The sequence below is a fragment of the Micromonospora sp. DT233 genome (assembly GCF_049841815.1).
In the GTDB taxonomy this organism is placed as follows: domain Bacteria; phylum Actinomycetota; class Actinomycetes; order Mycobacteriales; family Micromonosporaceae; genus Micromonospora.
On sequence record NZ_JBNCLB010000002.1, the window covers coordinates 527476 to 553972 of the forward strand.

A 26497-nucleotide genomic window follows, 5' to 3' on the forward strand; every position below is an offset into this window, starting at 1 on the left:
GCCGGTGACCCTAGCCGTTCGCCCCGCTGGGCGGGGCACTCGCGGCGCGGTAGCGGCGCAGGGCCGGGAAGACCGCCACCAGCAGCACCGCCAGCACCGCCGCGGCCAGGCCGCCGCCCACCCAGGCCACGCCCGTGCCCATCGCGGCGGCCATCGCCCCCGCCCGCAGGTCGCCGAGGCGGGGCCCGCCCGCGACGACCACCGTGTTGACCCCCTGGAGCCGGCCGCGCATCCGGTCCGGCGCGTACACCAACAGCATCGTCTGGCGCAGCACGGCGCTGACCAGGTCGGCCGCGCCGGCCAGGGCGAGCAGCCCCACCACCAGCCAGAGCTGGCGGGCCAGGCCGGCGGCGGCGATGGCGATTCCCCAGCCGACCACGGCCAGGACCAGCGCCAGGCCCTGCCGGCGCAGCCGGCCGATCCAGCCGGAGGTGAGCCCGCCGAGCATCGACCCGATGGCGATCGCGCTGTAGAGCCAGCCGACCGCCGCGCCGCCGCCGAAGCGTTCCTGGGCCATCTCCGGGAAGAGCGCCCGGGGCATGGCCAGCACCATGGCGATCAGGTCGATGACGAACGAGAGCAGCAGCACGGGCGTCGCGGCGAGGTAGCGGAAACCGTCCACGATGCTGCGCAGCCCCGCCCGCGCGGGCGCGGTGGCGTCCGGGTCGGGCTCCGGGCGCAGCGCCGGCAGCCGGAACGTCGCCCAGAGCGAGACGGTGAAGAACAGGGCGTCCGCCGCGTACGCCACCGGCAGGCCGACCTCGGTGCCCCAGGCGGCGAAGATCAGCCCGGCGGCCAGCGGCCCGAAGACCGAGGCGGCGGTGTGGGTGGTGAAGTTGAGCGTGCTGGCGGCCGACACCAGGTGCGTCGGCACCAGCCGGGGCAGGATCGCGCTGCGGGTCGGCGACGTGATCGCGAAGGCGGTGGACTGCACCGCCACCAGGGTCAGCAGCAGCACCGGGCTGCCCACCCGCAGCAGGGCCTGCACCAGCAGGGCGAGCGTCGACGCCCAGAGCAGCGCCCCGCCGGCCAGCAGCACCCGGCGGCGGTCCAGGGCGTCGGCGACCGCCCCGCCCCAGAGCCCGAAGACCAGCAGCGGCAGGAACCCGGCGATGCCGAGCAGCCCCACCCAGAGCGAGCCGCCGGTCAGCGCGTACATCTCCACCGGCACGGCGACCGCGGTGAACTGGAAGCCGAACATGGCCACGCCGTTGCCGAGCCACACCCGCCGGTACTCGGGCACGCCGAGCGGGCGCACGTCGATCGCCCAGCGGCGCAGCCCGCGCGCCCCGGTCTCCTTGACGGCGGTCACGGTGCCAGCCGCTCCACGACCCACCCGCCGTCGTCGGCCCGGCCGGGCGACGCCCCGGTGCGGCGGAACCGCAGCCGGTCGTGCAGCCGACTGGCCCGGCCCTGCCAGAACTCCACCGTCTCGGGGCGCACCCGCAGCCCGCCCCAGTGCGGCGGGGCGGGGATCGACTCCACGTCGGCGAAGCGCTGCGCCGCCGCCCGGTAGCCGGCCTCCAGCGCGGCCCGGTCGGCGATGACCCGGGACTGGGCGCTGGCCCACGCGCCGAGCTGCGAGCCGCGCGGCCGGCTGGCGAAGTACGCCTCGGTCTCGGCCCGGTCCACCGGCTCGATCCGGCCGGCCACCACCACCTGCCGGTGCAACGGCAGCCAGGCGAAGACCAGGCTGGCGTACGGGTTGGCCAGCGCCTCGACGCCCTTGCGGGAGCCGTGGTTGGTGAAGAAGACGAAGCCCTGCGGGTCGTAGGCCTTGAGCAGGACGGTGCGGCCGCTGGGTCGCCCGGTGGCGTCGGCGGTGCCGACCACCATCGCGTTCGGCTCGGTCAGCGCGGCGGCGGCCACGGCGTCGGCGAACCAGCGCGCGAACTGGGTGTGCCAGTCGCCGGCCAGCCCCGCCTCGGAAAGGCCGAGGTCGGCGGCGTACTCGTGACGCATCGCCGCCGGCATCGGTGTGTCACCCGTCACAGTCAGTCTCCCCCTCGCCGGGGCGGTCGCCTCCGCACCCTGGCCACCCCCCGCACCGCCCAGTCTCACCGACGCCCCACGGACGTCCACCGGCGGGGATGTCGCGTGCAGCACAGTCGCTGTGGGTCGCGCGGTCGATTACCCACCAGGCAAGATGTCACGAACACATCCCTGAGGATCGCCTAAGGCGCTCGACCGGCCGGCCCGGCTGAGCCCAGGCGGGCGCATCGAGCAGATCCAGGAGAGATCGACATGGCCGACTTCAAACCCGGGCTGGAGGGCGTCGTCGCCTTCGAGACCCAGATCGCCGAACCGGACAAGGCGGGGGGCGCGCTGCGCTATCGCGGCGTGGACATCGAGGACCTGATCGGCCAGGTCTCCTTCGGCAACGTGTGGGCGCTGCTCGTCGACGGGCGCTTCGGGCCGGGGCTGCCGCCGGCCGAGCCGTTCCCGGTGCCCGTGCACTCCGGCGACATCCGGGTCGACGTGCAGTCCGCGGTCGCCATGCTCGCCCCGTACTGGGGGCTCAACCAGCTGCTCGACATCTCCGACGAGCAGGCCCGCGAGGACCTGGCCCGGGTCTCGGTCACCGCGCTGTCCTTCGTCGCCCAGTCCGCCCGTGGGCTGGGGCTGCCGGCCGTGCCGCAGAAGGAGATCGACAAGGCCGAGACGATCGTCGAGCGCTTCATGAAGCGCTGGCGCGGCGAGCCCGACCCCCGACACGTCAAGGCCGTCGACGCGTACTTCATCTCGGCCGCCGAGCACGGCCTGAACGCCTCCACCTTCACCACCCGGATCGTCGCCTCCACCGGCGCGGACGCCGCGGCCTGCATCTCCTCCGGCATCGGGGCCCTCTCCGGGCCGCTGCACGGCGGCGCCCCGTCGCGGGTGCTCACCATGCTGGAGGCCGTCGAGCGCAGCGGCGACGCCGAGGGGTACGTCAAGGGCGTGCTCGACCGGGGCGAGCGGCTGATGGGCTTCGGCCACCGGGTCTACCGGGCCGAGGACCCCCGCGCCCGCGTGCTGCGGCGCACCGCCAAGGAGCTGGGCGCCCCGCGCTTCGAGATCGCCGAGGCGCTGGAGAAGGCCGCCCTCGCCGAGTTGAAGGCCCGCCGCCCGGACCGGGTGCTCGCCACCAACGTCGAGTTCTGGTCGGCCGTGGTGCTGGACTTCGCCGAGGTGCCGGCGCACATGTTCACCTCGATGTTCACCTGCGCCCGGATGGGCGGCTGGAGCGCGCACATCCTGGAGCAGAAGAAGCTCCAGCGGCTGGTCCGCCCCTCGGCCGAGTACATCGGCCCGGGCACCCGCAAGCCGCAGGAGGTCGAGGGCTGGGACGCCATCCCGCACGGGATGTAGTCCACCCGGACGACGCGTCGGGCCCCGCCGGTCGGCGGGGCCCTTTCGCGTACCGGGGCCGGTGCCCCGACTGCCGGCGACCGCGGCGGGCGGCTCCACGGGCGTTCGGCGGCGCGACGGGCGGCGGCGGTTCGATGTGGCACACGCCTCAGCGCCGGCGGCGGGACGCCGGGGTGTGCGGCACGGCCCGGGTGCAAGGATGAGGGCTCGGCAGTGCCGCCGGACCGGGCCCGGCTCCCGGGCCGCCCGTGCGCCCGCGCACGCGCCCCGCCGCCGGGCCACAACGGGCCAAACCCACGCGGAAGGATCTCGACAACCGTGGCTGACGAACCGACCATCCGGATTCCCGACGACCTCAGGCCCGAAGACGGGCGGTTCGGCTGCGGGCCGTCCAAGATCCGTCCGGCGGCCGTCTCCGCCCTCGCCGACGCGGCGAGCGGCTTCCTCGGCACCTCGCACCGGCAGAAGACCGTCCGCGACCAGGTCGCCCGGCTGCGGCGCGGCATCGCCGAGTTCTACTCCCTGCCCGAGGGGTACGAGGTGATCCTCGGCAACGGCGGCACCACCGCCTTCTGGGAGGTCGCCACCTTCGGCCTGATCCGGGACCGGGCCCAGTTCGCCAGCTTCGGCGAGTTCGGCGCGAAGTTCGCCAAGTCCGTCCAGGCCGCGCCGTTCCTCGGCGAGCCGACCGTGCGCAAGTCCGCGCCGGGCACCGCCCCGACGCTGGTCGCCGAGGCCGGCGTCGACGCGTACGGCCTGCCGCAGAACGAGACCTCCACCGGCGTGGCCGTGCCGATCAGCCGGGTGGCCGACGCCGACGCCGGCTCGCTGCTGCTGGTCGACGCCACCTCGGCGGCCGGCGGGCTCGCGGTCGACGTGGCCGAGACCGACGTCTACTACTTCGCCCCGCAGAAGTGCTTCGCCTCCGACGGCGGGCTCTGGCTGGCCCTGATGTCGCCGGCCGCGCTGGAGCGGGCGACCGAGATCAAGGCCTCCGGCCGGTACATCCCCGCGTTCCTCGACCTGGTCACCGCGATCGACAATTCGCGGCTGGAGCAGACGTACAACACCCCGGCGCTGGCCACCATCTTCCTGGCCGCCGAGCAGACCGACTGGATGAACTCCCAGGGCGGGCTGGCCTGGGCGGCCAAGCGCACGGCCGAGAGCGCCGGCATCGTGTACGGCTGGGCCGAGCGCTCCGCCGTGGCCACCCCGTTCGTCACCGACCCGGGGCTGCGCTCCAACGTGGTCGCCACCATCGACTTCGCCGACGGGGTGGACGCCACGGCGATCGCCAAGGCGCTGCGGGCCAACGGGATCGTCGACACCGAGCCGTACCGGAAGCTGGGCCGCAACCAGCTGCGGATCGCGCTCTACCCGGCGGTCGAGCCGGCCGACGTGGAGGCCCTGACCGCCTCCATCGACTACGTGATCGAGCGACTCTAGCCACCGTCACGGTGGGTGGCCGTCGCCCCGGCGGCCGGCCACCCACTGTGATCATTGCCGCAGCCACCGCGAACATGCGGGTGTCACATCCCCCACCTGCCGGCGGATGGGCGTACCGTGGTGCGAGACGCCCGGGTGGCCGACTCGTGGCGTGCGGCCAGCGGAGCGGGACGGAGGCAAGGCTCATGCGCCCAGTACGCTTCGTCGCCCTCTCGGAGGACGGCCAGGCTCTGGTGCTCGCCGACGAGGTCGGGCGACTGCTCGCCCTGCCCATCGACGAGCGGATCGCCGGCGCACTGCACGCAGAGCCGGGCGCGCCCCCGCTCGCCGTGGTGCCCAACAACGCCGATCCGGTGCCGTCGCTGTCCCCACGGGACATTCAGGCCAAGATCCGCTCCGGCGAGTCCGCAGAGGACGTGGCCCGCATCGCGGGCGTCCCCGTCGACCGGGTGCTGCGCTACGCCGGCCCGGTGCTGCAGGAGCGGGCGATGCTCGCCCAGCACGCCCGGCGCACCCGCCTCAAGGGTGCCGAGAAGCCGACCCCGCTGGCCGAGGTCGTCAGCGGCCGGCTGGCCCAGCACGGCATCGACACCGAGAAGATCTCCTGGGACGCGTACCGCCGCGACGACGGCACCTGGCGGATCATCGCCACCTGGCCGTCGGGCAAGGCCACCGCCCAGGCGGTGTGGGACCTCGACAAGACCCGGCAGAACGTCACCCCCCACGACGACATGGCGCAATACCTCTGCGCCGAGCGTCCCACCCCGATCCTCGGCCAGGAGCCGGCACCGGAGCGGGGCGGCCACGCGCTGCCCGGCCCGTCGCGTGTCGAGCCGGGCCGGGGTGGCCACGGGCTGCCCGCCGGTGCGGGCGAGCACGGCCGTCCGGCCCGGGACCCGATCCGCGCCGGGCGTGACGCCCTGCTCGCGTCGCTGGACCGACCGCTCGGCTCGACGTCCGGGCGCGGCCTTGAGCCGCGCAGCCCGGCCGCGCTCGGCGGCGAGACGCCCCGGCCCCGGCCGGTCGGCGGCGGAGCAGCGGCCCTGCTCGGCGGCGGCCAAGGCTCGGCGTTCGACGACGACTCGGACGCGCCGAAGGAGATCCCGGCCGTGCCGTCGCTGGCGGTGCTGCGCCCGCGCCGCACCGGCACCGCTGCCGCCGCGGCGGCGGCCGGCGCGAACGACTCGACGGACTCCACCGGCAAGCCGCGTAAGCGCCTGCCGAGCTGGGACGACGTGCTCTTCGGCACCGGCCCGGCCGCCCGCGAGTCCTCCTGACCCACCCGCTACATCTCGGCGACGACAGACGTATCCGCTTCGTCGGCGGCGGCGGCCACCCCGCTGCCGCCGACGGGCGTGGACCACCCGCCGCTTACGAACGGCGTGCGTGGTCGACCCGGCGCTTACGAGCGGCCCGGCCAGGCCCAATCGTCTTCTCGGTGGCGGTTCCCGTCCCGGTGCCGGTAGGCCCCACTCGCCCGCCCGGTCATTGGCCCGGCAGCCCTCGGACCACCCCAGGTCCCTTGGCCGGCGGAGCCGCGGCGTCTTCGGCCGTTCCACCCACTGACCGGCCAGGCCCGTCGAAGCTAACGGGCAAATAATAATCAATTACCTCATATCAGACCTGGTCCTCCCATGCCTCCGCCTCCGGCGAGGAGCCCGGCCGTCTTTGGGTGCAGTTCCTGTCGCTGTAGCGACAGGAACTGCACCCAAAGATCGACAACCCTCGGTTGAGTCCGCTCCCGCTGTCCAGCGGGGACCCGAAGCAGCGAGTACGGCACCCTAGGCGGGGTGCCCCAGCACGCACGGCAGCCCAGCACAGCGCGGCCCGTCCACAGCACCGCAGGCTGCGCGGGCCCAGCGCAGCCACAGCGCCCACCGGCCTTTCGTGGCAGGGTTGGTCCATGGAGTACACGAATCTGGGACGCACCGGCCTGTCGGTGAGCCGGCTCTGCCTCGGCACGATGAACTTCGGGCCGCAGACGAGCGAGCCGGACAGCTACACCGTGATGGACCGGGCGTTGGAACACGGCATCAACTTCTTCGACACCGCCAACGTGTACGGCTGGCAGCCCGGCGAAGGGCTCACCGAGCAGATCATCGGCCGCTGGTTCGCCCAGGGCGGCGGCCGGCGCGAGAAGGTCGTCCTGGCCACCAAGGTCTACGGCAAGATGGGTGAGTGGCCCAACGAGCAGGGGCTGAGCGCCCGGCACATCGTCCGGGCCTGTGAGGACTCGTTGCGCCGGCTGCAGACCGACGTCATCGACCTGTACCAGATGCATCACGTCTCCCGGGTCACCCCGTGGGAGGAGGTCTGGCAGGCGATGGAGACCCTCGTCGCCCAGGGCAAGGTGATCTACGTCGGATCGTCCAACTTCGCCGGTTGGCACATCGGTCAGGCCCAGACGGCCGCCGAGCGGCGCAACTTCCTCGGCCTCGTCTCCGAGCAGTCCATCTACAACCTGCTGACCCGGCACGTCGAGCTGGAAGTCGTCCCGGCCGCCCAGCACTACGGCCTCGGCATCATCCCGTGGTCGCCGCTGCACGGCGGGCTGCTCTCCGGGGTGCTGCGCAAGATGGCCGAGAACGGGGCCGCGCGGGGCACCAGCGGCCGCGCCGCCGAGGGCCTGGCGGAGCACCGGCCGACAATCGAGGCGTACGAGAAGTTCTGCGCCGAACTCGGTCACGACCCGGCGGACGTGGCGCTCGGCTGGCTGCTCTCCCGCCCCGGGGTGACCGCCCCGATCATCGGCCCACGCACCCTCGACCAGCTCGACCGGTCGCTCGGTGCGCTCGACGTCCGGCTGGACGCCGCCGCCCTGGCCCGGCTCGACGAGCTCTTCCCGCCGGTGGGCAAGGGCGGCCCGGGCCCGGAGGCCTGGGCCTGGTGACCGCCCACTGACGCACGGCTGAGTGGCCCGGCCCAGACCAGGCCACTCAGCTCAGCTCAGCTCAGGCCGGGCCGGCTCAGAGGGGCCAGGCGGCCAGGCGGTCGTACGTCGGTCGGGGGCCCTGGTGGCTGCGGATCAACACCAGCTCGGTGGCCGGCCAGCTCGGCCCCAGGTATCCGTCCAGGGCTTCCCGGTCGGCGGCCACGGCGGCGGGGTCGAGCCGGTCGCCGGGCCGGGCGATGGTCAGGTGCGGGCGGAACGGCTTCTCGTCGTGCGGCAGCCGGGCCCGGCGCAGCCCGGAGCGGACCAGCCGGGCCAGCACCCGCAGCGACTCGACCTCGCCGCGCACGTCCACCCAGAGGACCGTGAAGCGGCCCCGCCCGAAGCTGCCCCCACCGCCGAGCCGCAACACCGGGGACCCACCCGGCTCGCCGGGCCGCCCCTGCGACGCCTCCCCCAACCGGCCCTCAGCCGCCGCGCCGCGCTGGCCCTCGACCGCCTCAGCGGACCCCGGGAAGGCAGCACCGCCGGACCGGCCCGGGAAGGCCGCAGCACCGGGCCGGCCCGGGAAGGCCGCAGCACCGGGCCGGCCCGGGAAGGCCGCAGCACCGGGCCGGCCCGGAAGGGCCGCAGCGCCGGGCCGGCCACGGAACGTCTCGGCGGCGAGGCCCAGGGCGCTCTCGGTGTCGACCAGGCGACTCGCGTCGACGTCGCCGAGGAAGGCGAGGGTGAGGTGGGCGCGGGCCGGGTCGCAGAGGCGGACCGGGGTGCCGGCCGCCGCAGCCCGGCCGACCTGTAGCCGGGCCACCGCGGCGGTCAGGTCGGCGACCGCGTGGGGCGACGGAAAGACTGCGGCGAAGAGGCGCACGGGGACAAGTGTCGCCGCTCAGTGGTGCCGTTCGCGGTGCGGGGCGCGGGCGGCCGGCAGGGTCAGCCCGGCGGCGTGCAGCGCCCCCTCGACGCGGACGCGCTCGATCTGCCGGTCGACGCCGGTCAGCTCGCCCAGGTGCTCGGTGATCCCCAGGCACCGGCAGGCCGCGCGCAGGTGCTCGTCGTACGCGTCGAGGAGGCCGGCGTGCCAGATCGCCGCCCGGCGGCCCGGAGCGGCCCGGTGCCCGGCGAAGATGCGCAGGTCGGCCGCGATCTGTTGCAACGACCGGCGGTCGGGTCGGTCGAACTCGGTGAGGTCGACGCCGGCGGTCAGCGCGTCGGCCTCGACGGCCCGGTCGAGCCGGGCGATCATCCGGCGTTCGCGGCGGCGTTCGCGCCACTCGGCGTATCCGCAGGCGACCCGGTCGATGATCTCGTCGGCGCAGAAGAGCAGGGCGAAGGCGGCGGGCAGGCAGGCGACGGCGACGATCGCCAGGATCAGGACCACCGCACCACCCACCTCCACGTATCGACGCTAAGCCGTCGCGCGCCGCGCCGCCACCGCTTTGTCGATATTCGAGATGGTCGATATCAGGAGGGCCCCGGCCGCATCGCCCTCACTTGGGCGAGACGACGTAGAAGCGGGGCATCGGGAGCATCCGCAGGCGCAACCGGGCACCCGAGCGGCGCAGCTGCCAGGCGAGCGCGAAGAGCGCGGTGGCCAGCGAGAGAAGCCCGCCCAGCCAGATGCTCGCCCCGGCGCCGTAGGTCTCGGCCACCCAGCCCACCACCGGCGCGCCGACCGGGTTGGTGCCGAGGAAGACCAGCACCCACAGCGACATGACCCGGCCCCGGAACGCCGCGTCGGTGCCGAGCTGCACCCGCTGGTTGGCGGCCTGGGCGAAGAACACCATGAAGAAGCCGGCGGGCAGCAGCAACGCCACCACCATCCAGTACGCCGGGACGAGCCCGACCAGGGTGCCGAAGGCGGCGCAGCCGATCGCCGCGCCCAGCACCAGCCAGACCGAGGGGCGGCTGCGCCGCCCGGTGCCGGCCAGTGCGCCGACCAGCGCGCCGACGGCCAGCGCGGTGCTGAACAGCCCGAACGAGGCCGCGCCGGTGCGGAACACGGTCTTGGCCAGCGCGGCGAGGGTGAGCTGGAAGTTGAACAGGCTCATCCCGATCACCGACATCAGCGCCATCGGCAGCAGCAGGTCGGGGCGGCGGGCGACGTAACGCAGCCCGTCGACGACCTTCGCGGAGTCCCGCTCGCCGACCGGCGGGAGGTCCTTGCGGTACAGCTCGGCGGGGCGCATCCGGACCACGTTCGCCAGCGGGGCCAGCGAGGTGACCGCCGTGAAGAGGAAGACCGGGCCGACGTCAACGGCGGCGATGGCCAGGCCGGCCACGGCCGGGCCGACGATACGGGCGGAGTTGAACACGGCCGCGTTGAGCGAGAGCGCGTTGGGCAGCAGGGAGGTGCCGACCAGCTCGGAGACGAACGCCTGCCGGACCGGGGTCTCCACCGCGTTGGCGACGCCCAGCAGGGCGGCGAAGACGAAGACGTGCCAGAGCTGGACCAGGCCGCTGAGCACCAGCAGGCTCATCCCGAACGCCAGCACCGTCCAGAACACGTTCGCGACGAAGAGCAGCATCCGCTTGTCGTACTTGTCGGCGAGCCGCCCCGAGAGCAGGGTGAGCAGCAGCACCGGGGTGAACTGGAGCGCGGTGACCACGCCGAGCGCGGTGGCGGAGTCGTCGGAGAGCTCGAGGACGAGCCAGTCCTGGGCGATGAACATCATCCAGACGCCGACCAGTTTGATCAGCTGCCCGGACGCGAAGAGCCGGTAGTTTCGGACCTGCAGTGACTGGAACATCGTGCTCAGCTTCGCCCGCACCCTGAAGCGCCTCCCTCGGTCGTACGCGTCATCGACGGCGGACGGCGCGGGCGCGGTGGCGCGGTCAGGCGCGGGCGAGTCGCTGCAGGATCTCGGCGGCCTGCCGCAGCGTCTCCCGGTCGGGCTCGGTCAGCTCGGCCAGCCGGCGGGTCAGCCACTCGTCGCGGGCCCGCTCGAACTGGTCGAGCACCGCCTCACCCTGCCCGGTCGCCGAGAGGATGACCTGCCGGCCGTCGGTCGGGTGGGGGGTACGCCGCACGAGGCCGCGCTCCTCCAGCTTCCCGACGATCTTGGTCATCGTCGGCGGTTGCACCCGTTCGACGTCGGCCAACTCCCGGGGCGTCAACGCGCCGGCCAGCCGGAGGCTGGTGAGCGCGGAGAGCTGGGTGGCCGTCAGGTCGCCCACCGGGCGGGCCTGTCGGACCCGCCGGTTGAGCCGGGTGATCGCATCCCGCAACTGGGGGGCCAGTTGCGCCGGTGGCACGCGTTTCGCCGTCACCGTCCGCTCCGTCACGATAGTTAGCCTAACTAAGGAGTCTGCCCGGCGGCGACCGATATGACCATGCTCACCAGGGCGTTAGCGCCGCTGTGGCCGGGGTATCCGCACAGGACACCCCGGCCACAGCCGACCACGAGCGGTGGTCAGAGCACGATCGACTCGATCGGCCCGCGCAGGTAGTAGAGGACGAAGAGCACGGCCACCACGTACAGCAGGGGGTGGACCTGCTTGGCCTTCCCCTTCGCCAGCTTGATCACCACGTAGCTGATGATGCCCGCGCCGATGCCGTTGGAGATCGAGTACGTGAACGGCATGAACGCGATGGTGAGGAACGCCGGAATGGCGATCTCGTAGTCGGTCCAGTCGATGGTCCGCACCCCGGTCATCATCAGGAAGCCCACCACCACCAGCGCCGTCGACGCCGCCTCGAAGGGCACCACCAGCGACAGCGGCGCGAGGAACATCGCCAGCAGGAACAGGACGCCGGTGACCAGGTTTGCCGCCCCGGTCCGGGCGCCCTCGGCGACGCCGGCCGCGCTCTCGGTGAACGACGTGTTGCTCGACACGCTCGCCGCGCCACCGGCGGCGGCGGCGATCGAGTCGACCAGCAGGATCTCCTTGGTACGCGGCGGGGTGCCCTGCTCGTCGAGCATGTCCCCCTCCTGGCCGATCGCCACCATCGTGCCCATGGTGTCGAAGAAGTCCGTGATCAGCAGCGTGAAGACGAACATCAACGGGATCAGCCAGCCGACCCGGCTCCACGAGCCCAGCACGTTGAACTGACCCAGCAGCGACAGGTCGGGGAGGTCCACCACCTGCTTCGGCAGCTCCGGCACGTTCAGCGACCAACCGTGCGGGTTGGGCTTGCCGTCGACCACGGACGGGCCGACGTTCGCCACCGCCTCCACCACGATCGCCAGCACGGTCGAGGCGAGGATGCCGATCAGGATCGCGCCCCGGACCCGGCGGACCACCAGCACGATGGTCAGCAGCAGACCCAGCACGAAGACCAGCATCGGCCAGCTGACGATCTTGCCGTTGATCCCGAGCCCCACGGGGACGGTGGTGTTGGCCGCGTCCGGGATCCGCCGCACGAAGCCGGCGTCCACCAGGCCGATGATGGTCAGGAAGAGCCCGATGCCGACGCCGATGGCCGTCTTGAGCTGGGTGGGCACCGACCGGAACACCGCCGTACGCAGGCCGGTGAGCACCAGGATCGCGATGAGCACACCCTCGATCACCACCAGGCCCATCGCGTCGGCCCAGGTCATCTCGGGTGCGATCTCGTACGCCACCAGCGCGTTGACGCCCAGGCCCGCCGCCAGCGCCATCGGGAACCGGCCGACGACCCCCATCAGAATGGTCATCAGGCCGGCGACCAGCGCCGTCGCGGCGGCCAACGCGGGGATGGCCAACTTCTTGCCGTCGCCGTCCACGGCGCTGCCGAGGATCAGCGGGTTGAGCACCACGATGTACGCCATCGTGAAGAACGTCGCCAGGCCGCCCCGGACCTCGCGGCTCGGCGTCGAGCCCCGGGCGGTGATCTCGAAGAAGCGATCGAACCCGTTGCGGGGGTGAGCGGGATCGGGTGGTGTGCCGTTGTCCGGCGGCGCAATGGCCATCAGCGGTCCTCGTAAGTGATCTTCCGTTGTCGCGGGCATCGTCGCAGATCACCGGCCACTCGCCAAGAGTTGATCGCGTACGCTTGCCCCCGTGCCACAGCAGCGACAGCCGCGACCCGACCCGGTCGACCCGCCGATGGTGCCGTTCGCGGTCGCCGGGCTGGTGGCCTGGGCCGTGGCGGGGTTGGTGCTGCTGATCTTCTTTCGGGACTGGCTCACCGAGCACGGCCGCCAGGACTGGCTATGGACGTGCCTGGCCGGGTTCCTCTGGGGGTTCCCCGGTCTGGCGGTGATGATGCGTCACGACGCACACCGGCGTCGCCGCCGCGCGGCCGCCCCGCCGACGCACCCCGCCGACACCGACCGCTGACCGGCCGGCGCGCGGCCGACTCCCTGACCGGCCGGCACCTCAGCGCCCGGCCGGCACCTCAGCGCCCGGCCGGCACCTCAGCGCCCGGCCGGCTCTGATGCGGTCGGCTCCGCTGACGCCGCCGCTGCCTCCGTCGACGCCGCCGCCTCCGTCGAAGCCGCCTCCGCCACAGCCGCTTCCGGCTCCGGCTCCGGCTCCGGCTCCGGCTCCGGCTCCGGCTCCGGGGTCGTCGGCTCCGCTGACGCCGCCGGGTCCACCGGGGGCCGGTTCACCGGCATCTCCTCGACGGCGCTGTCGTCGTACACCGTGGGCAGCTCGACGACCGGGCTGTCGGCCGTCTCGATCAGCGTCTCCGAGTGCGCGCCGCAGCCGTGGTCGACGCTGACCACCCGGCCGTCGTCGGGGGCGTAGAGGTTGCCGCAGGCGCCGAAGGACTGACGCAGCGCGCCGGCCAACGGCAGGTAGAAACCGCAGGTGCCGCAGCGGGCCGCCGCCGGGGCGGCGGTGGAGATCGACGCCGAGGGGCCGTGGTCGCCGTCGTACCAGCGCTGGGCCGTCTCGGCCCGCCCCTCCCGGGACAGCACCCGGGGCCGGCCGAGGCCGAGCTCCCAGGTGACCTCCTCGACGGCGGGATCGTCGGAGAGGACGTACCCGGGGACCAGGCGCTCGTCGTCCGCCGACGTGGGGAGCAGGTCGCCGGGGCCGAGGTCACCCGGCTGGAGCCGCTCCTGCCAGGGCAGCCAGCCCGGGGCCAGCAACGCGTCGGGGCCGGGCAGCAGCACCGTCTCGCAGATGGTGACCTTGCGGCTGCGCGGCACCCGGGTCACGGTGACCGCCCACCGCCAACCCCGGTAACCGGCGAGCAGACACTCGAAGTAGTGGGTGACGACCCGGTCGGCCTCCGCCACGGCTTGGAGGTGGTCGCCGACGACGTCGGAGGGCTCCACCTCGGTGATGGCGTCGCGGGCCGCCTCGACGGCGGCGGCGCAGACCTGGTCGAGGCGGGCGGCACGAGCGGAGGCGAGCCTGGTCACCCGACCATTGTTCCCCATGCTTGACGAAGGCCGACAGGCACTCCCCGAAGCAGGTTCTCCGGCAGTGGTAGCGCGGGGGTGGGGTGGATGGGCGAGGATGGTGCACATGCCGCTGCGTTACCGCTCCGAGGGGTCCCTGTTCGGACGGACCGTCGGCACCGGCATCCGGGCCGTACGCCTGCTCTTTCGGGGTTCGGCGCGCGGCGGGCGCTGGGTGACCCGGCGGGCCGGATCGGCCCGGACCCGGGGCGCGGGCGGCGAGATCGGCATGGTCCGCCTCTTCGACCTGCACGCGATCTCCTGCGCGGGGGACACCCTGATCGCGATCGGGCTCGCCGGCACGATCTTCTTCGACGTGCCGCAGGGCGAGGCGCGCAGCAAGGTGGCGCTCTACCTGCTGGTCACGATGGTCCCGTTCGCCATGCTGGCACCCGTGGTCGGCCCGCTGCTGGACCACTTCCGGCACGGCCGGCGGTACGCGCTCGCCACGACCATGCTCGGCCGGGCCTTCCTCGCCTGGATGATCTCCGACCACATGAACGGCTTCGGCCTCTACCCGGCGGCCTTCGGTGTGCTGGCGCTCTCCCGGGCGTACGGGGTGGCCCGCTCGGCGGCGGTTCCCCGGCTGCTGCCGGAAGGGCTCGGGCTCTCCCAGGCGGGCGCGCGGGCCAGCGTCTACGGCACGATCGCGGGCGGGCTGGTCGCACCGCTCGGGCTGGCCGCGTTCTGGTTCGGTTCGCAGTGGCCGCTCCGGGTCGCCTCGGTGATCTTCCTGGTCGGCATGGTGATCGCACTGCGGCTGCCACCCCGGGCGGACTCGGAACCGCCCGAGCGGGTCCCGCGTCCGCTGCGGGCGTTCGGCCGACGCGCCTCCGGCGACCGCCCGCTGGGGCGGGGCCACCCCGCCGGCCGCCTCGTCATCGCCACCCTGCTCGGCGCGGGCCTGCTCCGCGCGCTCTACGGCTTCCTGCTGCTCTTCCTCGCGTTCGCGCTCAAGCAGGGCGACCTGACCACCGACTTCTTCGGCCGGGACCTGGGCGAGAAGACGGCGCTCGGCCTGGTCGGCGGGGCGCTGGTGGTGGGCAGCTTCCTGGCCACCGCCGTCGGCACCCGGCTGCGCATCCACCGGCCCACCGCCCTGCAGTCCAGCAGCACGGTCATCGTGGCCGGCACGGCGGTCCTCGCCACGATCGAGTTCTCCCTACCGATGGTGGCCCTGCTCTGCCTGGTCACCGCGCTGGCGAGCGGGGTGGCGAAGCTCTCCGTCGACGCCTCCATCCAGGAGCGCATCCCGGAACGGCTGCGGGCCAGCTCCTTCGCGCACTCCGAGACCGCGCTCATGATCGCCTTCGTCGCCGGCGGCGCCCTCGGCCTGGTCCCGTTCGAGGGCCGGCTGGGCATCGCCGTCGCCGCCGGGGTCGGCGTCCTCGCCGCCGCCCGGGGCGCGTACGTCGCCGCGAAGCTCCGCAACGAGCGCCTGGCCGGCCGCCCCCTCGGCGACGACGAGTTGACCGAGGAGTCGACCACCACGGAGCCGCCGCTGCCCGCCGACGACACCGCCGCGAACATCGCGCCGACCTCCCCCGCGCCGCCCTCCCCGGGGCCACGTCCACCCGCCGCGCCGGCGCCCGCACGAACCTCGCCCGGGTCACCGTCACCCACCCGCGCGTCGACCACCGCACCCGCACCCACCCGCGCGTCGACCTCCCCGCCCGCACCCACCCGCGCGTCGACCGGCCCGGCTCGTGGCCCCGACGGCCCGGCCGACGACCCGGCCCCACCCGGATACCACGTGTACCGGCCCTCCTCCGCCGTCACCGGCTCCAGCTCCGGCGGGGTGGGCGGCGTGAGCGGCTCCCGCAGGTCGGGCGGCCCGGACGAGGAGACCCGCCGGGAGACCCAGGGGCCGCTCTCATGACCGGGCTGCTCGTGGTCACCGCGGTCCCGGCCGAGGCGCAGGCGGTACGCGCCGGCCTCCCGGGCACCCAGCCGGGGCAGCCCGGCACCGCCTCGGGCCGGCCCGAGGCACCGGCCACGTCGCCGTTCTCCCGGATCACCGTCGTACCGGTCGGGGTGGGGCCGGCCGTCGCCGGGGCCGCCACGGCCCGGTTGCTGGCGCTCGCCGAGGCCGCCGGCCGGCCGTACCGCGCGGTCGTCAGCACGGGCATCGCCGGCGGCTTCGTCGGCCGGGTCGCGGTCGGCGGCACGGTGCTCGCCACCCGCAGCGTCGCGGCGGACCTCGGCGCCGGCTCACCGGCGGGCTTCATCCCGGTGGACGAGCTGGGCATGCCGCCCGAGCAGCTCGGCGGCGGCCCGATCGTGCCCGCCGACCCGGAGCTGCTCGCCATGCTGCGCGCCGCGCTGCCGGAGGCGACCGTCGGTGCGGTGCTCACGGTCAGCACGGTGACCGGGACCGCCGCCGACACCGCCGCCCTCGCCGACCGGCATCCGGACGCGGTGGCCGAGGCCATGGAGGGGTACGGGGTGGCGATCGCCGCCGCCCACGCCGGCCTGCCCTTCGCCGAGCTACGCACCGTCTCCAACCCGATCGGCCCCCGCGACCGGGGCACGTGGCGCCTACCCGAGGCGTTCGCCGCCCTCACCACCGCCGCTGCCGCCCTGGGCACCACCGCTCGCGCCCTCGATCCTGGGCGTCAGTAGTTTCTCCGCCCCACTGAACGGTCGAGGCACAGCGCGTAGGGCCGGGACGTCTCGATCCGGTACCCGCACTTGACCAGCAGATGTATCCCCGCCGCCTCGGCGACCGCGTGGGCGACGGTGATCCCCGCCCGGTCCATCTCCCCGGTCAGCGCCTCCATCAACCGCCGCCCGATACCGAGCCGGCGGCACGCCCCGGTCACCAGCACGCCATCGAGCACGATCTCCCGCTCGCCGGCGGGAACCAGGTCGCCGTACAGCAGGCGGGGGCTACGTTCGTGCGCCCGCAACTCCCCGAGCCGGCGGCCGTCGGGCAGCTCCGCCACGAACCGCCACTGCGTCGCCGGCAGCCCTTCGTCGGTGACCCGGCGCACCGACACCTCACGACGGACCTGGTTCGCCCACCGGCGCTGGTCCCGGTACCGGCGGTTCAGCTCGTACGTCGCCGCCGGCAGCGGCAGCGGGAACTGCTCCGGCGGCGCCAGCCGGCCGCCGGCCGCGTGCACCAACCGTTCCACGGTACGGAAACGCGGGTCGCCCACCCGTCCCGCCTCGATCCGCGCGAGCGTGGCCTGTGGCACTCCCGACCTCTCGGCCAGTTGCCGTTGACTGAGATCCGCCCGGCGTCGTAAGGCGCGGAGCAAATCGCCCAGGGGCACAGGCCCCGCCGCCTCGCGTGCAGGCCCCGCCGCCTCGCGTGCAGGCCCCGCCGCCTGGGGTGCGGGCTCCGCCGCTGCCGCAGGTTCCGCCGTCTGGGGTGCAGGTCCCGCCGCCTCGTCCACGCCTCGATGCTGCCGCTGGCCCGCCGGCCCATCAACAGGCACCGCATTCCTGTGGAAAACCTGTGGAAAACTCACACTCGGGCGATACGGGGATCCCTCCTTCGGACGCTATGGAGCTGAGTCGTTGACGTCATCACGACTACCTGGCCGGCTTGCGCCATTAAGCCCGACTTATACCGGTGCCCGTCGGCGCGGGTTGTGCCGCATCGAGCGGGGCGGCGCAGACCGGACGACCACGCCTCGATCGCGAGCCGGCGGAATCGCTCGCCTCCGCTTCAGGTCGATCGCGACCAGGTTGGCCACGGCGGTGACGATCGCGCTGGTCATTGCGATACCCGAAGGGGACCACGACCCCGCCCCTGCTGGCTGACTCGTATACGACATCAGCTCCAGATAGCGCGAAAGGCAACCCCCCGCCGCCCCCGCGCTGCGGCACCAGGGCCCAATGGATCACGGGCATCAGGTTCCGGACCCGAACCGTCGAGCAGATCGCAACGGCAGAACAGACGAGCAGATCGCCACGGCAGAAGAGAGCAGCCAGCGGCAAGCCAGACCAGGCCAGGAACGAGAGGCCGGGCATGAGAGGCCAGGAACCAGGAACGGGAGGGCAGGAGCCGCGAAGGGCCAGGAGCCGCGAGGAGGCAGGAGCGGACCGGGCCAGGAGCCGAAGAATCGGGCGGCCGGGGCAAGGGGCGGGGCAAGGGCTGGTGGCAGAAGGCCGGGATCGGGGGCGGGGATACGGTGGGGGTGTGGCGCTCACCCTGGCGATCTCGCCCTGCCCCAACGACACGTTCGTCTTCGACGCCCTGGTGCACGGCCGGGTGCCGGGCGCACCGGCGGTGGAAGTGACGTACGCCGACGTGGACGTGACCAACACCGCAGCCGAGCGGGGCGCGTTCGACCTGGTGAAGGTGAGTTACGCGGCGCTGCCGTGGCTGCTGGACGACTACCACCTGCTGCCCTGCGGGGGCGCGCTCGGCCGGGGCTGCGGCCCGCTGGTCCTGACCCGGGGCGACGCGGGCGCGAACAGCGGCACGGCAGGCGGGGGCAGCCGGGACAGCGCGGGCAGCGGGGACAGCGCGGGCAGCGGGGACAGCGCGGGCAGCGCGGGCAGCGGGGAGGGCGCGGACCTGAGCGGGGCAACGGTGGCGGTGCCCGGTGACCGGACCACCGCGTACCTGCTGTTTCGGCTCTGGTCGGCGCAGCGGCCGCCCGCGCGCATCGAGGTGGTGCCGTTCCACGAGATCATGCCGGCGGTGGCCGCCGGTCGGTACGACGCGGGGCTGGTGATCCACGAGGCGCGGTTCACGTACCCCCGGCACGGGCTGACCGCCCTGGTCGACCTCGGCGAGTGGTGGGAGGGCGACACGGGGCTGCCGATCCCGCTGGGCGCGATCCTGGCCCGCAAGGGGGCGGTCGATCCGGTCGAGGCGGCCGGGTGGATCCGCGAGTCCGTCCGGCAGGCGTGGGCCGACCCGCAGGCCAGCCGGGAGTACGTGCTGGCGCACGCCCAGGAGATGGAGCCCGACGTGGTGGACCGGCACATCGGGCTCTACGTCAACGAGTTCACCGCGGAGCTCGGGGACGCGGGCTTCGCCGCCGTGCGGGCGCTGCTGGGCCGGGCCGCCGACGCCGGGCTCGTGCCGCGCGGCACCGGCCCGCTCGACGCCGGCCCGCGCAGCACCGGCCCCTAGACCTCCAGCTCGTTGGCCACGGCGTGGACGAGCTGAGCGACCTTCTGCGCCGTCTTGCGGTCGGGGAATCGGCCCCGCCGCAGGTCCGGCTGGACCTTCGCCTCCAGGACCTTGATCATGTCCTCGACGAGGCCGTGCAGCTCCTCCGCCGGCCGGCGGCGCAGCTCGGCCATCGACGGCGGCGCGTCGAGCACCTTGACGCCCATCGCCTGCGCACCCCGGCGGCTGTCCACCACGCTGAAGTCGACCCGCTGACCGCCCTTGAGGTCGGTGACGCCCCCCGGCAGCGCACCCTTGGGCAGGAACACGTCGCCGCCCTCGTCACTGGTGACGAAGCCGTATCCCTTGGCCGCGTCGTACCACTTCACTCGACCCGTCGGCACCTGACAACCCCTGCTTCACTCGAGACGACTACTGCTCCAAGGCTAGCCGGAGCAGCCGGTCGAGCGCCGCTGGGAATCCGCTGAGGTCGTCCAGCACGAGGTGCGCCCCGGCGGAGCGCAGCTCCTCGGCCGGGCAGGGGCCGGTCGCCACCGCGATCCCCGGGATCCCGGCCGCCTCGGCGGCCACCATGTCGGCGGTGTGGTCGCCCACGTACAGGGTCGCGCCGTGCTCGCGCAGCGCCGTCGCCTTCCCCTCGGCGAAGAGGTCGCCGGCCAACTCGTCGACGGCCAGGCCGAGGTGGTCCAGGTGCAGCCGGGCCAGCCGGCCGATCTTGGAGGTGACCACCAGCACCCGGCCGCCGCGCGCGTGGACGGCCTCGATCGCCGCGACCGCGCCGGGCATCGGCCGGGTCGGGGTGATCGCGTACGCCGGGTAGAGCTCCCGGTACGCCTCGACCGCCGACTCGACCTGCTCGGGCGGGAACCAGCGGGCCAGCTCCACCCGCAGCGGCGGGCCCAGCCGGGTGACCGCCGCGTCGGCGTCCACGGGCACGCCCGTGCGGGCGGTGAGCGCCCGGTACGCCGCGGCGATGCCGGGACGCGAGTCGATCAGCGTCATGTCGAGGTCGAAACCGACCATCAGTGGGGGCATCCCGAGAACGTACCCGCCCATCAGCGGTCGAGCCGGACGTCCAGGGGGCACGTCGACCCCGAAGCGGGCTAGCGTGGAACGACGATGACCACCTCACTCGCCGATCACCTGCGGACGCTGCCCGACGAGTCCCTGGCCGCCCTGTTGCAGCTGCGGCCGGACCTCGTCGTGCCCGTGCCGGCCGACATCTCCGCGCTCGCCCTGCGGGCCCAGTCCCGGGTCTCGGTGGCCCGCGCGCTGGACGGGCTGGACCAGTTCACCCTCCAGATCCTCGACGCCGCCCGGCTGACCCGGAGCCCCGACGAGGGCACCACCTCCACGGCGGCGGTCCTCGCCATGGCCACCGCCGGCCCACGGCCGCCCGCCCCGGCGACCATCCGCGGCGCGGTCGACCGGCTGCGGGCGCTCTTCCTGCTCTACGGCCCGGAGTCCGACCTGCGCGTGGTGGGTGGCGTCGACGAGATCGCGCCGTACCCGGCGGGGTTGGGTCGGCCGGCGACGGAGCTGGACGCGCGCGCGGCCGCCCTCTGCGCGGACCCGGCGAAGCTGCGCCGCACGCTGCTGGCCGCGCCCCCGTCGGCGCGGGCGATCCTGGACCGGCTGGCCGCCGGCCCGCCGGTGGGCAGCGTGCCCGCCGGGGCGTTGCAGGCCCCGGCGTCGGGGGCGGAGGACAGCGTCCCGCCGGACCCGACCAACGGTGGCGCGCCGACCGGCTCGCCGGTGCGCTGGCTGGTGGAGAACCAACTGCTGGTGCTGGTCTCGGCCGGCACCGTGGAGCTGCCCCGCGAGGTCGGCCTGCTGCTGCGCCGCGACAGCGGTCCGCTCGGTCCGCTGCGCACCAGCCCGCCGCCGGTGGCCGCCGCGCCGCGCGAGGCGAAGGCCGTCGACTCGGCCGGGGCCGGGCAGGCCATGGAGGTGGTACGCCAGACCGAGGCCCTGCTGGAGCTGCTCTCCGCCGAGCCGGCGCCGGTGCTGCGCGCGGGCGGGGTCGGGGTGCGGGACCTGCGTCGGCTGGCCAAGGCGCTGGGCCTGGACGAGCCGGGCACCGCCCTGCTGTTGGAGGTGGCGTACGCGGCGGGGCTGGCCGGTGAGCTGGAGCTGACCGGTTCGGCCACCACCCGCTACGGCGCGGACCAGCAGGTCCTGCCCACCGGCGGGTACGAGGTGTGGCGGGCGATGTCGCTGGCCCGGCGCTGGGAGCAGGTGGCGCGGGCGTGGCTGGCGATGACCCGCCAGGCCGGCCTGGTCGGGCAGCGCGACGACCGGGATCGGCCGGTGGCCGTGCTCTCGGCCGAGGCGGAACGGGCCGGTGCGCCGGTGGCCCGCCGGGCGGTGCTGACGGTGCTGGCCGGTCTGGAGCCGGCCACCGCCCCGACGCCGGAGGAGGTGCTGGGGCTGTTGGAGTGGCGTTCACCCCGGCGCAGCCGGGGCCGGGAGGCCGCGTACCGCGAGGTGTTGACGGAGGCGGCGCGGCTCGGGCTGACCGGGCTGGGGGCGCTCACCTCCTACGGGCGGCTGCTGCTGGCCGACGCGACCGACGCCGACGAGCGGGGCGCCGACGACCCACTGGGGCTGCGCGCGGACGGCGACGGCGACGCCGGTTCCGCCGCCGTGCGGGCGCTGGACGCCCTGCTCCCCGCCCCGGTGGACCACTTCCTGATGCAGGCGGACCTGAGCGTGGTGGTGCCCGGCCCGCCCGACCCGGCGCTCGCCGGCGAGCTGGAGGTGGTGGCCGAGCACGAGTCGGCGGGCGGGGCCAGCGTGCACCGGATCACCCCGGGCAGCGTGCGCCGGGCCCTGGATGCCGGGTACTCGGCCGACGACCTGCACGCCCTGTTCCGCGCCCGGTCGCGCACCCCGGTCCCGCAGGGGTTGACGTACCTGGTGGACGACGTGGCGCGCAAGCACGGCGGGCTGCGGGTCGGCTCCGCCGGCGGGTACGTGCGCAGCGACGACGAGGCGCTACTGGCCGAGGTGCTGGCCGACCGGCGGTTGGAGCCGCTGGCGTTGCGCCGGCTGGCCCCCACGGTGCTGGCCACCCCGTACCAGGTGAACCGGATGCTGCTGGCGCTGCGCGACGCCGGATACGCCCCGGTGCCGGAGGACGGCTCGGGGGCTGCGGTGCTGGCCCGGCCGAAGATCCGGCGGGCCCCCGGTCGGGCCCCGGCCGCCCGGACGGTGGACCCGTTGGCGTCGCCGAGGCTGACCATGCCCCGGCTGCTCGGGGTGGTGGAGCAGGTGCGCCGGGGCGAGGCGGCGGCGCGGGCCGCCCGACGGGCCCCGGCGGTGGTGCGGGAGAGCACCCGCACCGGCCAGGCGCCGGCGAACAGCCACAGCGACGCCCTGGCCGTGCTCCAGCAGGCGGTGCGGGACAAGGCGCTGGTCTGGGTCGGTTACGTCGACACGCACGGGGCGACCACGTCGCGGCTGCTGCGGCCGGTGTCGATCGGCGCGGGCTACCTGCGGGCCGAGGACGAGCGCACGGAGATGCTGCACACCTTCGCCCTGCACCGGATCACCGCGGCGGTGCTGGAGAGCTGACCGCCACCGTCATCGGTGCGCCGCAGCGCCGTCCCCGGCCGAGCCGCCGTCCCCGGCCGAGGCGTCAGCGGCGGCTGCGGCGGATGGTGCCGATCACGGAGACGGCCAGCAGCAGGGCGAAACCGGCCCCGGCGGCCTCGCCGACCGAGGCGACGAAGCCCTGCTGCTGGACCAGCCAGCCGTAGAGGAACCAGGCCACCACGACGACGGTGGCGGTCGCGTACCCGAGCAGGACCAGGGCGGGGACCGCGTCGACCGGCGCGGAATCGTCCTCGGCGGCCACCTCGCGGTCGACGCTCAAGGCCACCTCCTCGGTGCCGGGGTGCTGCTCAGGTGCGGGTGCTGCTCAGGTGCGGGTGCTTCGACGGTCGGGTGCTCAGGTGCCGGGGCGGCGGCCGAAGAGGACCACCCGGCTGCCGACCTTGCCCAGTTCCCAGGCGCGGCGGGCGTCGGTGGGGAGCAGGTTGACGCAGCCGTGCGAGCCGATCGACTTCTCGTGCAGGTAGGTGGTGGTCTGGTGGTAGCCCATCCCCTGCGTGAAGTGCTGCCAGTACGGCAGCCACACCTCGTACGGGTTCGACCACTCCTTCAGGTTCCGATAATTGATCATGAACGTGCCGGCGGGGGTGGCGTAGCCCGGCATGCCGGTCCGGGTCACCGTCGGGCCCCAGACCACCTTGCCGCCGCGCACCGCCCACGTCGTCTGCCGGGTCAGGTCGATGCAGAAGGTGGTGCCGGACCCCGCCTTGCAGCGTCGCACGTCCGTGGTGGCCAGCCGCTTCGCCACGTCGTACGTGGTGGGGCCGGCGCGGCCGACGGCCGGGCGGATGTCGTACCGCTGCTGGAACTTCTTGATCGCGGCGCAGTCGGCGGCGGACTGGCGGCCGTCCACGGCGACCCGCCCGAACCCACCCAGCCTGGCCAGGTAGCTCTCCACCGCGCGCTGGTGCTCGCCCTGAGGGCAACCGGCGACCCGAGGCGGCCGCGCCGGGGTGCGCTCCCTGGTCACCGTGCGGGTCGGCCTGGGCTTCGGCGCCGCCTTCGTCCGGGTGGTTTTCGGCTTGGGCTTGGGTTTCGGCCGGGCCCGCTGGTCGGAGTCGGACGAACCGCCCGCCCCCGTGCCCTGCTCGGCAGAGCCGGCCTGGGCGTGCCCTCCTCCACGGCCACCCGGGCCGGCCTGCCGCTCGGGCGTGCACGCACCGACGCCGACCAGCGTGACCACGACCAGGGCGACGACCCGGGCGGTGAACCTAACCTGTCGCATGAGGCCTCCCCCGGGTGGTCGTCCCTCTGCTAGACGCGGGACGTTCGGGAATGGTTGCACCCGGTGTCCGATTTTCTGCCCTCATCCACTTCCGTGCAAGAGTCCCCATCCACTTCCGTGCAAGACTTGAGGGTCGGCCGGCCCGGATCAGCAGACCCGAGCGGCGGCCGGCGACGGGCCGAGGAGAGGGCGCTGGCGTGAGCGGTGGACCACTGATCGTGCAGTCGGACAAGACCCTGCTGCTGGAGATCGACCACCCCGACGCGCAGTCCTGCCGAATGGCCATCGCGCCCTTCGCCGAGCTGGAGCGCTCCCCCGAGCACGTGCACACCTACCGGCTCACCCCGCTCGGGCTCTGGAACGCCCGTGCCGCCGGCCACGACGCCGAGGGCGTGGTGGACACCCTGCTGAAGTACTCCCGCTACCCGGTGCCGCACGGCCTGCTGGTCGACCTGGCCGAGACGATGGACCGGTACGGCCGGCTCCAGCTCGCCAACGACCCCGCGCACGGGCTGGTGCTGCGGGCGCTGGACCGGCTGGTGCTGATCGAGGTCGCCAAGAGCAAGAAGCTCGCCGGGATGCTCGGCGCGAAGCTCGACGACGACACCATCGCCGTGCACCCCTCCGAGCGCGGCCGGCTCAAGCAGGCGCTGCTGAAGCTGGGCTGGCCGGCGGAGGACCTCGCCGGGTACGTCGACGGCGAGGCGCACCCCATCGAGCTGGCCGAGGACGGCGCGGACGGCGGGAAGCCGTGGACGCTGCGGTCGTACCAGCGCGAGGCCGTGGAGGCGTTCTGGGCGGGCGGCTCGGGCGTCGTGGTGCTCCCCTGCGGGGCCGGCAAGACCCTGGTCGGGGCGGCGGCGATGGCCGAGGCGAAGGCCACCACGCTGATCCTGGTCACCAACACGGTCGCCGGCCGGCAGTGGAAGCGGGAGCTGATCGCCCGCACCTCGCTGACCGAGGAGGAGATCGGGGAATACTCGGGCGAGCGCAAGGAGATCCGCCCGGTCACCATCGCCACGTACCAGGTGCTCACCTCGCGGCGCGGCGGCGCGTTCACCCACCTGGACCTCTTCTCGGCCCGCGACTGGGGCCTGGTCGTCTACGACGAGGTGCACCTGCTGCCCGCGCCGATCTTCCGCTTCACCGCGGACCTCCAGGCCCGCCGCCGGCTCGGCCTGACCGCCACCCTGGTCCGCGAGGACGGCCGGGAGGGCGACGTGTTCAGCCTGATCGGCCCCAAGCGGTACGACGCGCCGTGGAAGGACATCGAGTCGCAGGGCTGGATCGCCCCGGCCGAGTGCACCGAGGTCCGGGTGACCCTCACCGACACGGAGCGGATGACGTACGCGACGGCGGAGGCCGAGGAGCGCTACCGGATGGCGGCGACCGCCCGCACCAAGCTCCCGGTGATCCGGGCCCTGGTCGACCGGCACCCGGACGACCAGGTGCTGGTCATCGGCGCGTACATCGACCAGCTCCACCAGCTCGGGGAATACCTGGACGCCCCGATCGTGCAGGGCTCCACCACCAACAAGGAGCGGGAGCGGCTCTTCGACGCGTTCCGCACCGGGGAGGTGCGCACCCTGGTCATCTCGAAGGTCGGCAACTTCTCCATCGACCTGCCCGAGGCGGCGGTGGCGATCCAGGTGTCGGGGACGTTCGGGTCACGCCAGGAGGAGGCGCAGCGCCTGGGCCGGGTGCTGCGGCCGAAGGCCGACGGCCGGCAGGCGCACTTCTACACGGTCGTCTCCCGGGACACCATCGACACGGAGTACGCGGCCCACCGGCAGCGCTTCCTCGCCGAGCAGGGGTACGCGTACACGATCGTCGACGCCGACGACGTGCTGGGCCCGCCGCTGCCCAGCGTCGACTGACCGCCGCCGGCGCGCGCTCGGTGCTCGCGGTGGTCGGCGCGCGTTCGGTGGTCAGCGCTTGACCGACCTGCGCCACCACCACAGGCCGGTCGCCGCGACCAGCGAGACCAGCACGGCGGCCAGCACGACCCAGCGCCAACCGGGGGCCCCGCCCTCGGCGGCGGCCGCCCCGTTCCCGGTTGCCGCCCTCGGTCCGGTGCCGCCGGTCGGGTCGACCGACGGCAGCGCGACGGGGGACGGCAGCGCGCCCTCCCGGTCGGGCAACTGCCCGTACCGCACCTGGTCGCCGACCGCGTCCCACGGCAGCACCAGGAACCAGCCGGTGCGTAGCCGGTCGGCCTCCTTGAGGACGTCACCGTCCGGTTGGACCCGGTTCACGTTCAGCGTGTAGAGCTCGTCGGCCCGCGAGTCGTCGCCGAAGATCCGCTCGGCGACAGTGGTTAGCGTCTCTTTTTCGTCCGCTTCGTCCACGATGTAGTACTTGGCGAAGCGTGACTCAGCGGCGGCCTGGCCGGTGGACCGCCCCGGCAGCGCGACCTGACCCCCGGCAACGGCCAACACCAGGGCCATGACCAGCATGGACAGCCGGGCCAGCCAGGCCGACCTCGGGCGTTTCGCGCGCACCACATCCTCCTTCGGGAACCAGACGCCCGCGTCCGTGCCCTA

General features: G+C 74.1%; 22 protein-coding genes and 3 pseudogenes. 10 read left to right on the top strand and 15 right to left on the bottom strand.

From position 1 onward, the window contains the following. Positions 1-10: 10 nt before the first annotated feature. Positions 11-1312 (bottom strand): MFS transporter, encoded by a 1302-nt coding sequence (locus ACLQ2V_RS06550; RefSeq protein ID WP_425717454.1) that lies wholly within the window; start codon positions 1310-1312, stop codon positions 11-13. Further along, positions 1309-1998, bottom strand: a complete 690-nt coding sequence (gene pdxH, locus ACLQ2V_RS06555) for a pyridoxamine 5'-phosphate oxidase (protein WP_425717743.1) — start codon at positions 1996-1998, stop codon at positions 1309-1311. The genes ACLQ2V_RS06550 and pdxH overlap by 4 nt, the downstream gene beginning before the upstream one ends. 246 nt (positions 1999-2244) lie before the next feature. On the opposite strand from pdxH, the gene ACLQ2V_RS06560 reads away from it, so the two are divergent. The 4 genes from ACLQ2V_RS06560 to ACLQ2V_RS06575 all read left to right on the top strand — a co-directional run bounded on the left by ACLQ2V_RS06560 (position 2245) and on the right by ACLQ2V_RS06575 (position 7687). Next, complete coding sequence (locus ACLQ2V_RS06560; protein ID WP_425717455.1) at positions 2245-3351, top strand: citrate synthase 2; 1107 nt, start codon at positions 2245-2247, stop codon at positions 3349-3351. Between the two features lie 318 nt (positions 3352-3669). Beyond that, positions 3670-4797 (top strand): phosphoserine transaminase, encoded by a 1128-nt coding sequence (gene serC, locus ACLQ2V_RS06565; RefSeq protein WP_425717456.1) that lies wholly within the window; start codon positions 3670-3672, stop codon positions 4795-4797. Between the two features lie 185 nt (positions 4798-4982). Beyond that, positions 4983-6074: a septation protein SepH gene (gene sepH, locus ACLQ2V_RS06570; RefSeq protein WP_425717457.1), complete on the top strand. Its 1092-nt coding sequence runs from the start codon at positions 4983-4985 to the stop codon at positions 6072-6074. Between the two features lie 626 nt (positions 6075-6700). After that, entirely contained in the window at positions 6701-7687 is a 987-nt protein-coding gene (locus tag ACLQ2V_RS06575; RefSeq protein ID WP_425717458.1) for an aldo/keto reductase, read from the top strand. Between the two features lie 76 nt (positions 7688-7763). Here ACLQ2V_RS06575 and ACLQ2V_RS06580 read toward each other — a convergent pair. The 6 genes and pseudogenes from ACLQ2V_RS06580 to ACLQ2V_RS06605 all read right to left on the bottom strand — a co-directional run. Continuing rightward, a pseudogene (locus tag ACLQ2V_RS06580) lies at positions 7764-8186 on the bottom strand (2'-5' RNA ligase family protein); the annotation flags it as partial. Positions 8187-8357: 171 nt separating this feature from the next. After that, positions 8358-8555, bottom strand: a pseudogene (locus tag ACLQ2V_RS06585) (2'-5' RNA ligase family protein); the annotation flags it as partial. A gap of 18 nt (positions 8556-8573) precedes the next feature. Beyond that, the gene (locus ACLQ2V_RS06590) at positions 8574-9083 is read right to left on the bottom strand and encodes a hypothetical protein (protein WP_425717459.1); all 510 of its coding nucleotides are present in this window, start codon (positions 9081-9083) and stop codon (positions 8574-8576) included. A gap of 91 nt (positions 9084-9174) precedes the next feature. Continuing rightward, a complete protein-coding gene (locus ACLQ2V_RS06595) occupies positions 9175-10455 on the bottom strand; it encodes an MFS transporter (protein WP_425717460.1) in 1281 nt (426 codons plus the stop codon). A 64-nt stretch (positions 10456-10519) separates the two neighbouring features. Further along, positions 10520-10969 (bottom strand): MarR family winged helix-turn-helix transcriptional regulator, encoded by a 450-nt coding sequence (locus ACLQ2V_RS06600; RefSeq protein WP_425717461.1) that lies wholly within the window; start codon positions 10967-10969, stop codon positions 10520-10522. 128 nt (positions 10970-11097) lie between these two features. Beyond that, positions 11098-12576, bottom strand: coding sequence for an NCS2 family permease (locus ACLQ2V_RS06605; protein ID WP_425717462.1), 1479 nt, complete (start codon positions 12574-12576; stop codon positions 11098-11100). A 136-nt stretch (positions 12577-12712) separates the two neighbouring features. Between ACLQ2V_RS06605 and ACLQ2V_RS06610 the strand changes: the two genes are divergently transcribed. Next, positions 12713-12946 (top strand): DUF2530 domain-containing protein, encoded by a 234-nt coding sequence (locus ACLQ2V_RS06610; protein ID WP_425717744.1) that lies wholly within the window; start codon positions 12713-12715, stop codon positions 12944-12946. A gap of 209 nt (positions 12947-13155) precedes the next feature. Here the strand turns inward: ACLQ2V_RS06610 and ACLQ2V_RS06615 are convergent. Further along, positions 13156-13998: pseudogene (locus tag ACLQ2V_RS06615) on the bottom strand (DUF3027 domain-containing protein); the annotation flags it as partial. Between the two features lie 88 nt (positions 13999-14086). On the opposite strand from ACLQ2V_RS06615, the gene ACLQ2V_RS06620 reads away from it, so the two are divergent. Further along, positions 14087-15898, top strand: a complete 1812-nt coding sequence (locus tag ACLQ2V_RS06620) for an MFS transporter (RefSeq protein ID WP_425717463.1) — start codon at positions 14087-14089, stop codon at positions 15896-15898. Next, positions 15895-16641, top strand: coding sequence for a futalosine hydrolase (locus ACLQ2V_RS06625; protein ID WP_425717464.1), 747 nt, complete (start codon positions 15895-15897; stop codon positions 16639-16641). Before ACLQ2V_RS06620 ends, ACLQ2V_RS06625 begins: the two co-directional genes overlap by 4 nt. On the opposite strand, the gene ACLQ2V_RS06630 is transcribed toward ACLQ2V_RS06625, so the two are convergent. Further along, positions 16635-17495, bottom strand: a complete 861-nt coding sequence (locus ACLQ2V_RS06630; protein ID WP_425717465.1) for a GNAT family N-acetyltransferase — start codon at positions 17493-17495, stop codon at positions 16635-16637. The genes ACLQ2V_RS06625 and ACLQ2V_RS06630 overlap by 7 nt on opposite strands. A 674-nt stretch (positions 17496-18169) precedes the next feature. On the opposite strand from ACLQ2V_RS06630, the gene ACLQ2V_RS06635 reads away from it, so the two are divergent. After that, entirely contained in the window at positions 18170-19114 is a 945-nt protein-coding gene (locus ACLQ2V_RS06635) for a 1,4-dihydroxy-6-naphthoate synthase (RefSeq protein WP_425717466.1), read from the top strand. Here the strand turns inward: ACLQ2V_RS06635 and ACLQ2V_RS06640 are convergent. Both ACLQ2V_RS06640 and ACLQ2V_RS06645 read right to left on the bottom strand, forming a co-directional pair. Then, a complete protein-coding gene (locus tag ACLQ2V_RS06640) occupies positions 19111-19497 on the bottom strand; it encodes a cold-shock protein (RefSeq protein ID WP_425717467.1) in 387 nt (128 codons plus the stop codon). The two genes, ACLQ2V_RS06635 and ACLQ2V_RS06640, sit on opposite strands and share 4 nt — an antisense overlap. 28 nt (positions 19498-19525) lie before the next feature. After that, on the bottom strand, positions 19526-20149 hold the full coding sequence (locus tag ACLQ2V_RS06645) for an HAD family hydrolase (protein ID WP_425717468.1): 624 nt from the start codon (positions 20147-20149) through the stop codon (positions 19526-19528). A gap of 84 nt (positions 20150-20233) precedes the next feature. On the opposite strand from ACLQ2V_RS06645, the gene ACLQ2V_RS06650 reads away from it, so the two are divergent. Then, the gene (locus ACLQ2V_RS06650; RefSeq protein WP_425717469.1) at positions 20234-22690 is read left to right on the top strand and encodes a helicase-associated domain-containing protein; all 2457 of its coding nucleotides are present in this window, start codon (positions 20234-20236) and stop codon (positions 22688-22690) included. A gap of 64 nt (positions 22691-22754) precedes the next feature. Here the strand turns inward: ACLQ2V_RS06650 and ACLQ2V_RS06655 are convergent, their stop codons facing one another. Continuing rightward, positions 22755-22991: a hypothetical protein gene (locus ACLQ2V_RS06655; protein ID WP_425717470.1), complete on the bottom strand. Its 237-nt coding sequence runs from the start codon at positions 22989-22991 to the stop codon at positions 22755-22757. Positions 22992-23066: 75 nt separating this feature from the next. Continuing rightward, the gene (locus tag ACLQ2V_RS06660; RefSeq protein WP_425717471.1) at positions 23067-23954 is read right to left on the bottom strand and encodes a L,D-transpeptidase family protein; all 888 of its coding nucleotides are present in this window, start codon (positions 23952-23954) and stop codon (positions 23067-23069) included. Positions 23955-24151: 197 nt separating this feature from the next. Here ACLQ2V_RS06660 and ACLQ2V_RS06665 point away from each other — a divergent pair, with 197 nt between their 5' ends. Next, the gene (locus ACLQ2V_RS06665; protein WP_425717472.1) at positions 24152-25831 is read left to right on the top strand and encodes a DNA repair helicase XPB; all 1680 of its coding nucleotides are present in this window, start codon (positions 24152-24154) and stop codon (positions 25829-25831) included. A 51-nt stretch (positions 25832-25882) separates the two neighbouring features. Here the strand turns inward: ACLQ2V_RS06665 and ACLQ2V_RS06670 are convergent, their stop codons facing one another. Next, positions 25883-26455 (bottom strand): hypothetical protein, encoded by a 573-nt coding sequence (locus tag ACLQ2V_RS06670; protein ID WP_425717473.1) that lies wholly within the window; start codon positions 26453-26455, stop codon positions 25883-25885. Positions 26456-26497: the final 42 nt, after the last annotated feature.

Coding starts and splice junctions, on each gene's coding strand:
- ACLQ2V_RS06605 (WP_425717462.1), bottom strand. CDS start 12,576: ATGGCCATTGCGCCGCCGGACAACGGCACACCACCCGATCCCGCTCAC.
- ACLQ2V_RS06650 (WP_425717469.1), top strand. CDS start 20,234: ATGACCACCTCACTCGCCGATCACCTGCGGACGCTGCCCGACGAGTCC.
- ACLQ2V_RS06660 (WP_425717471.1), bottom strand. CDS start 23,954: ATGCGACAGGTTAGGTTCACCGCCCGGGTCGTCGCCCTGGTCGTGGTC.
- ACLQ2V_RS06625 (WP_425717464.1), top strand. CDS start 15,895: ATGACCGGGCTGCTCGTGGTCACCGCGGTCCCGGCCGAGGCGCAGGCG.
- ACLQ2V_RS06560 (WP_425717455.1), top strand. CDS start 2,245: ATGGCCGACTTCAAACCCGGGCTGGAGGGCGTCGTCGCCTTCGAGACC.
- ACLQ2V_RS06575 (WP_425717458.1), top strand. CDS start 6,701: ATGGAGTACACGAATCTGGGACGCACCGGCCTGTCGGTGAGCCGGCTC.
- sepH (WP_425717457.1), top strand. CDS start 4,983: ATGCGCCCAGTACGCTTCGTCGCCCTCTCGGAGGACGGCCAGGCTCTG.
- ACLQ2V_RS06645 (WP_425717468.1), bottom strand. CDS start 20,149: ATGCCCCCACTGATGGTCGGTTTCGACCTCGACATGACGCTGATCGAC.
- ACLQ2V_RS06610 (WP_425717744.1), top strand. CDS start 12,713: ATGGTGCCGTTCGCGGTCGCCGGGCTGGTGGCCTGGGCCGTGGCGGGG.
- ACLQ2V_RS06620 (WP_425717463.1), top strand. CDS start 14,087: ATGCCGCTGCGTTACCGCTCCGAGGGGTCCCTGTTCGGACGGACCGTC.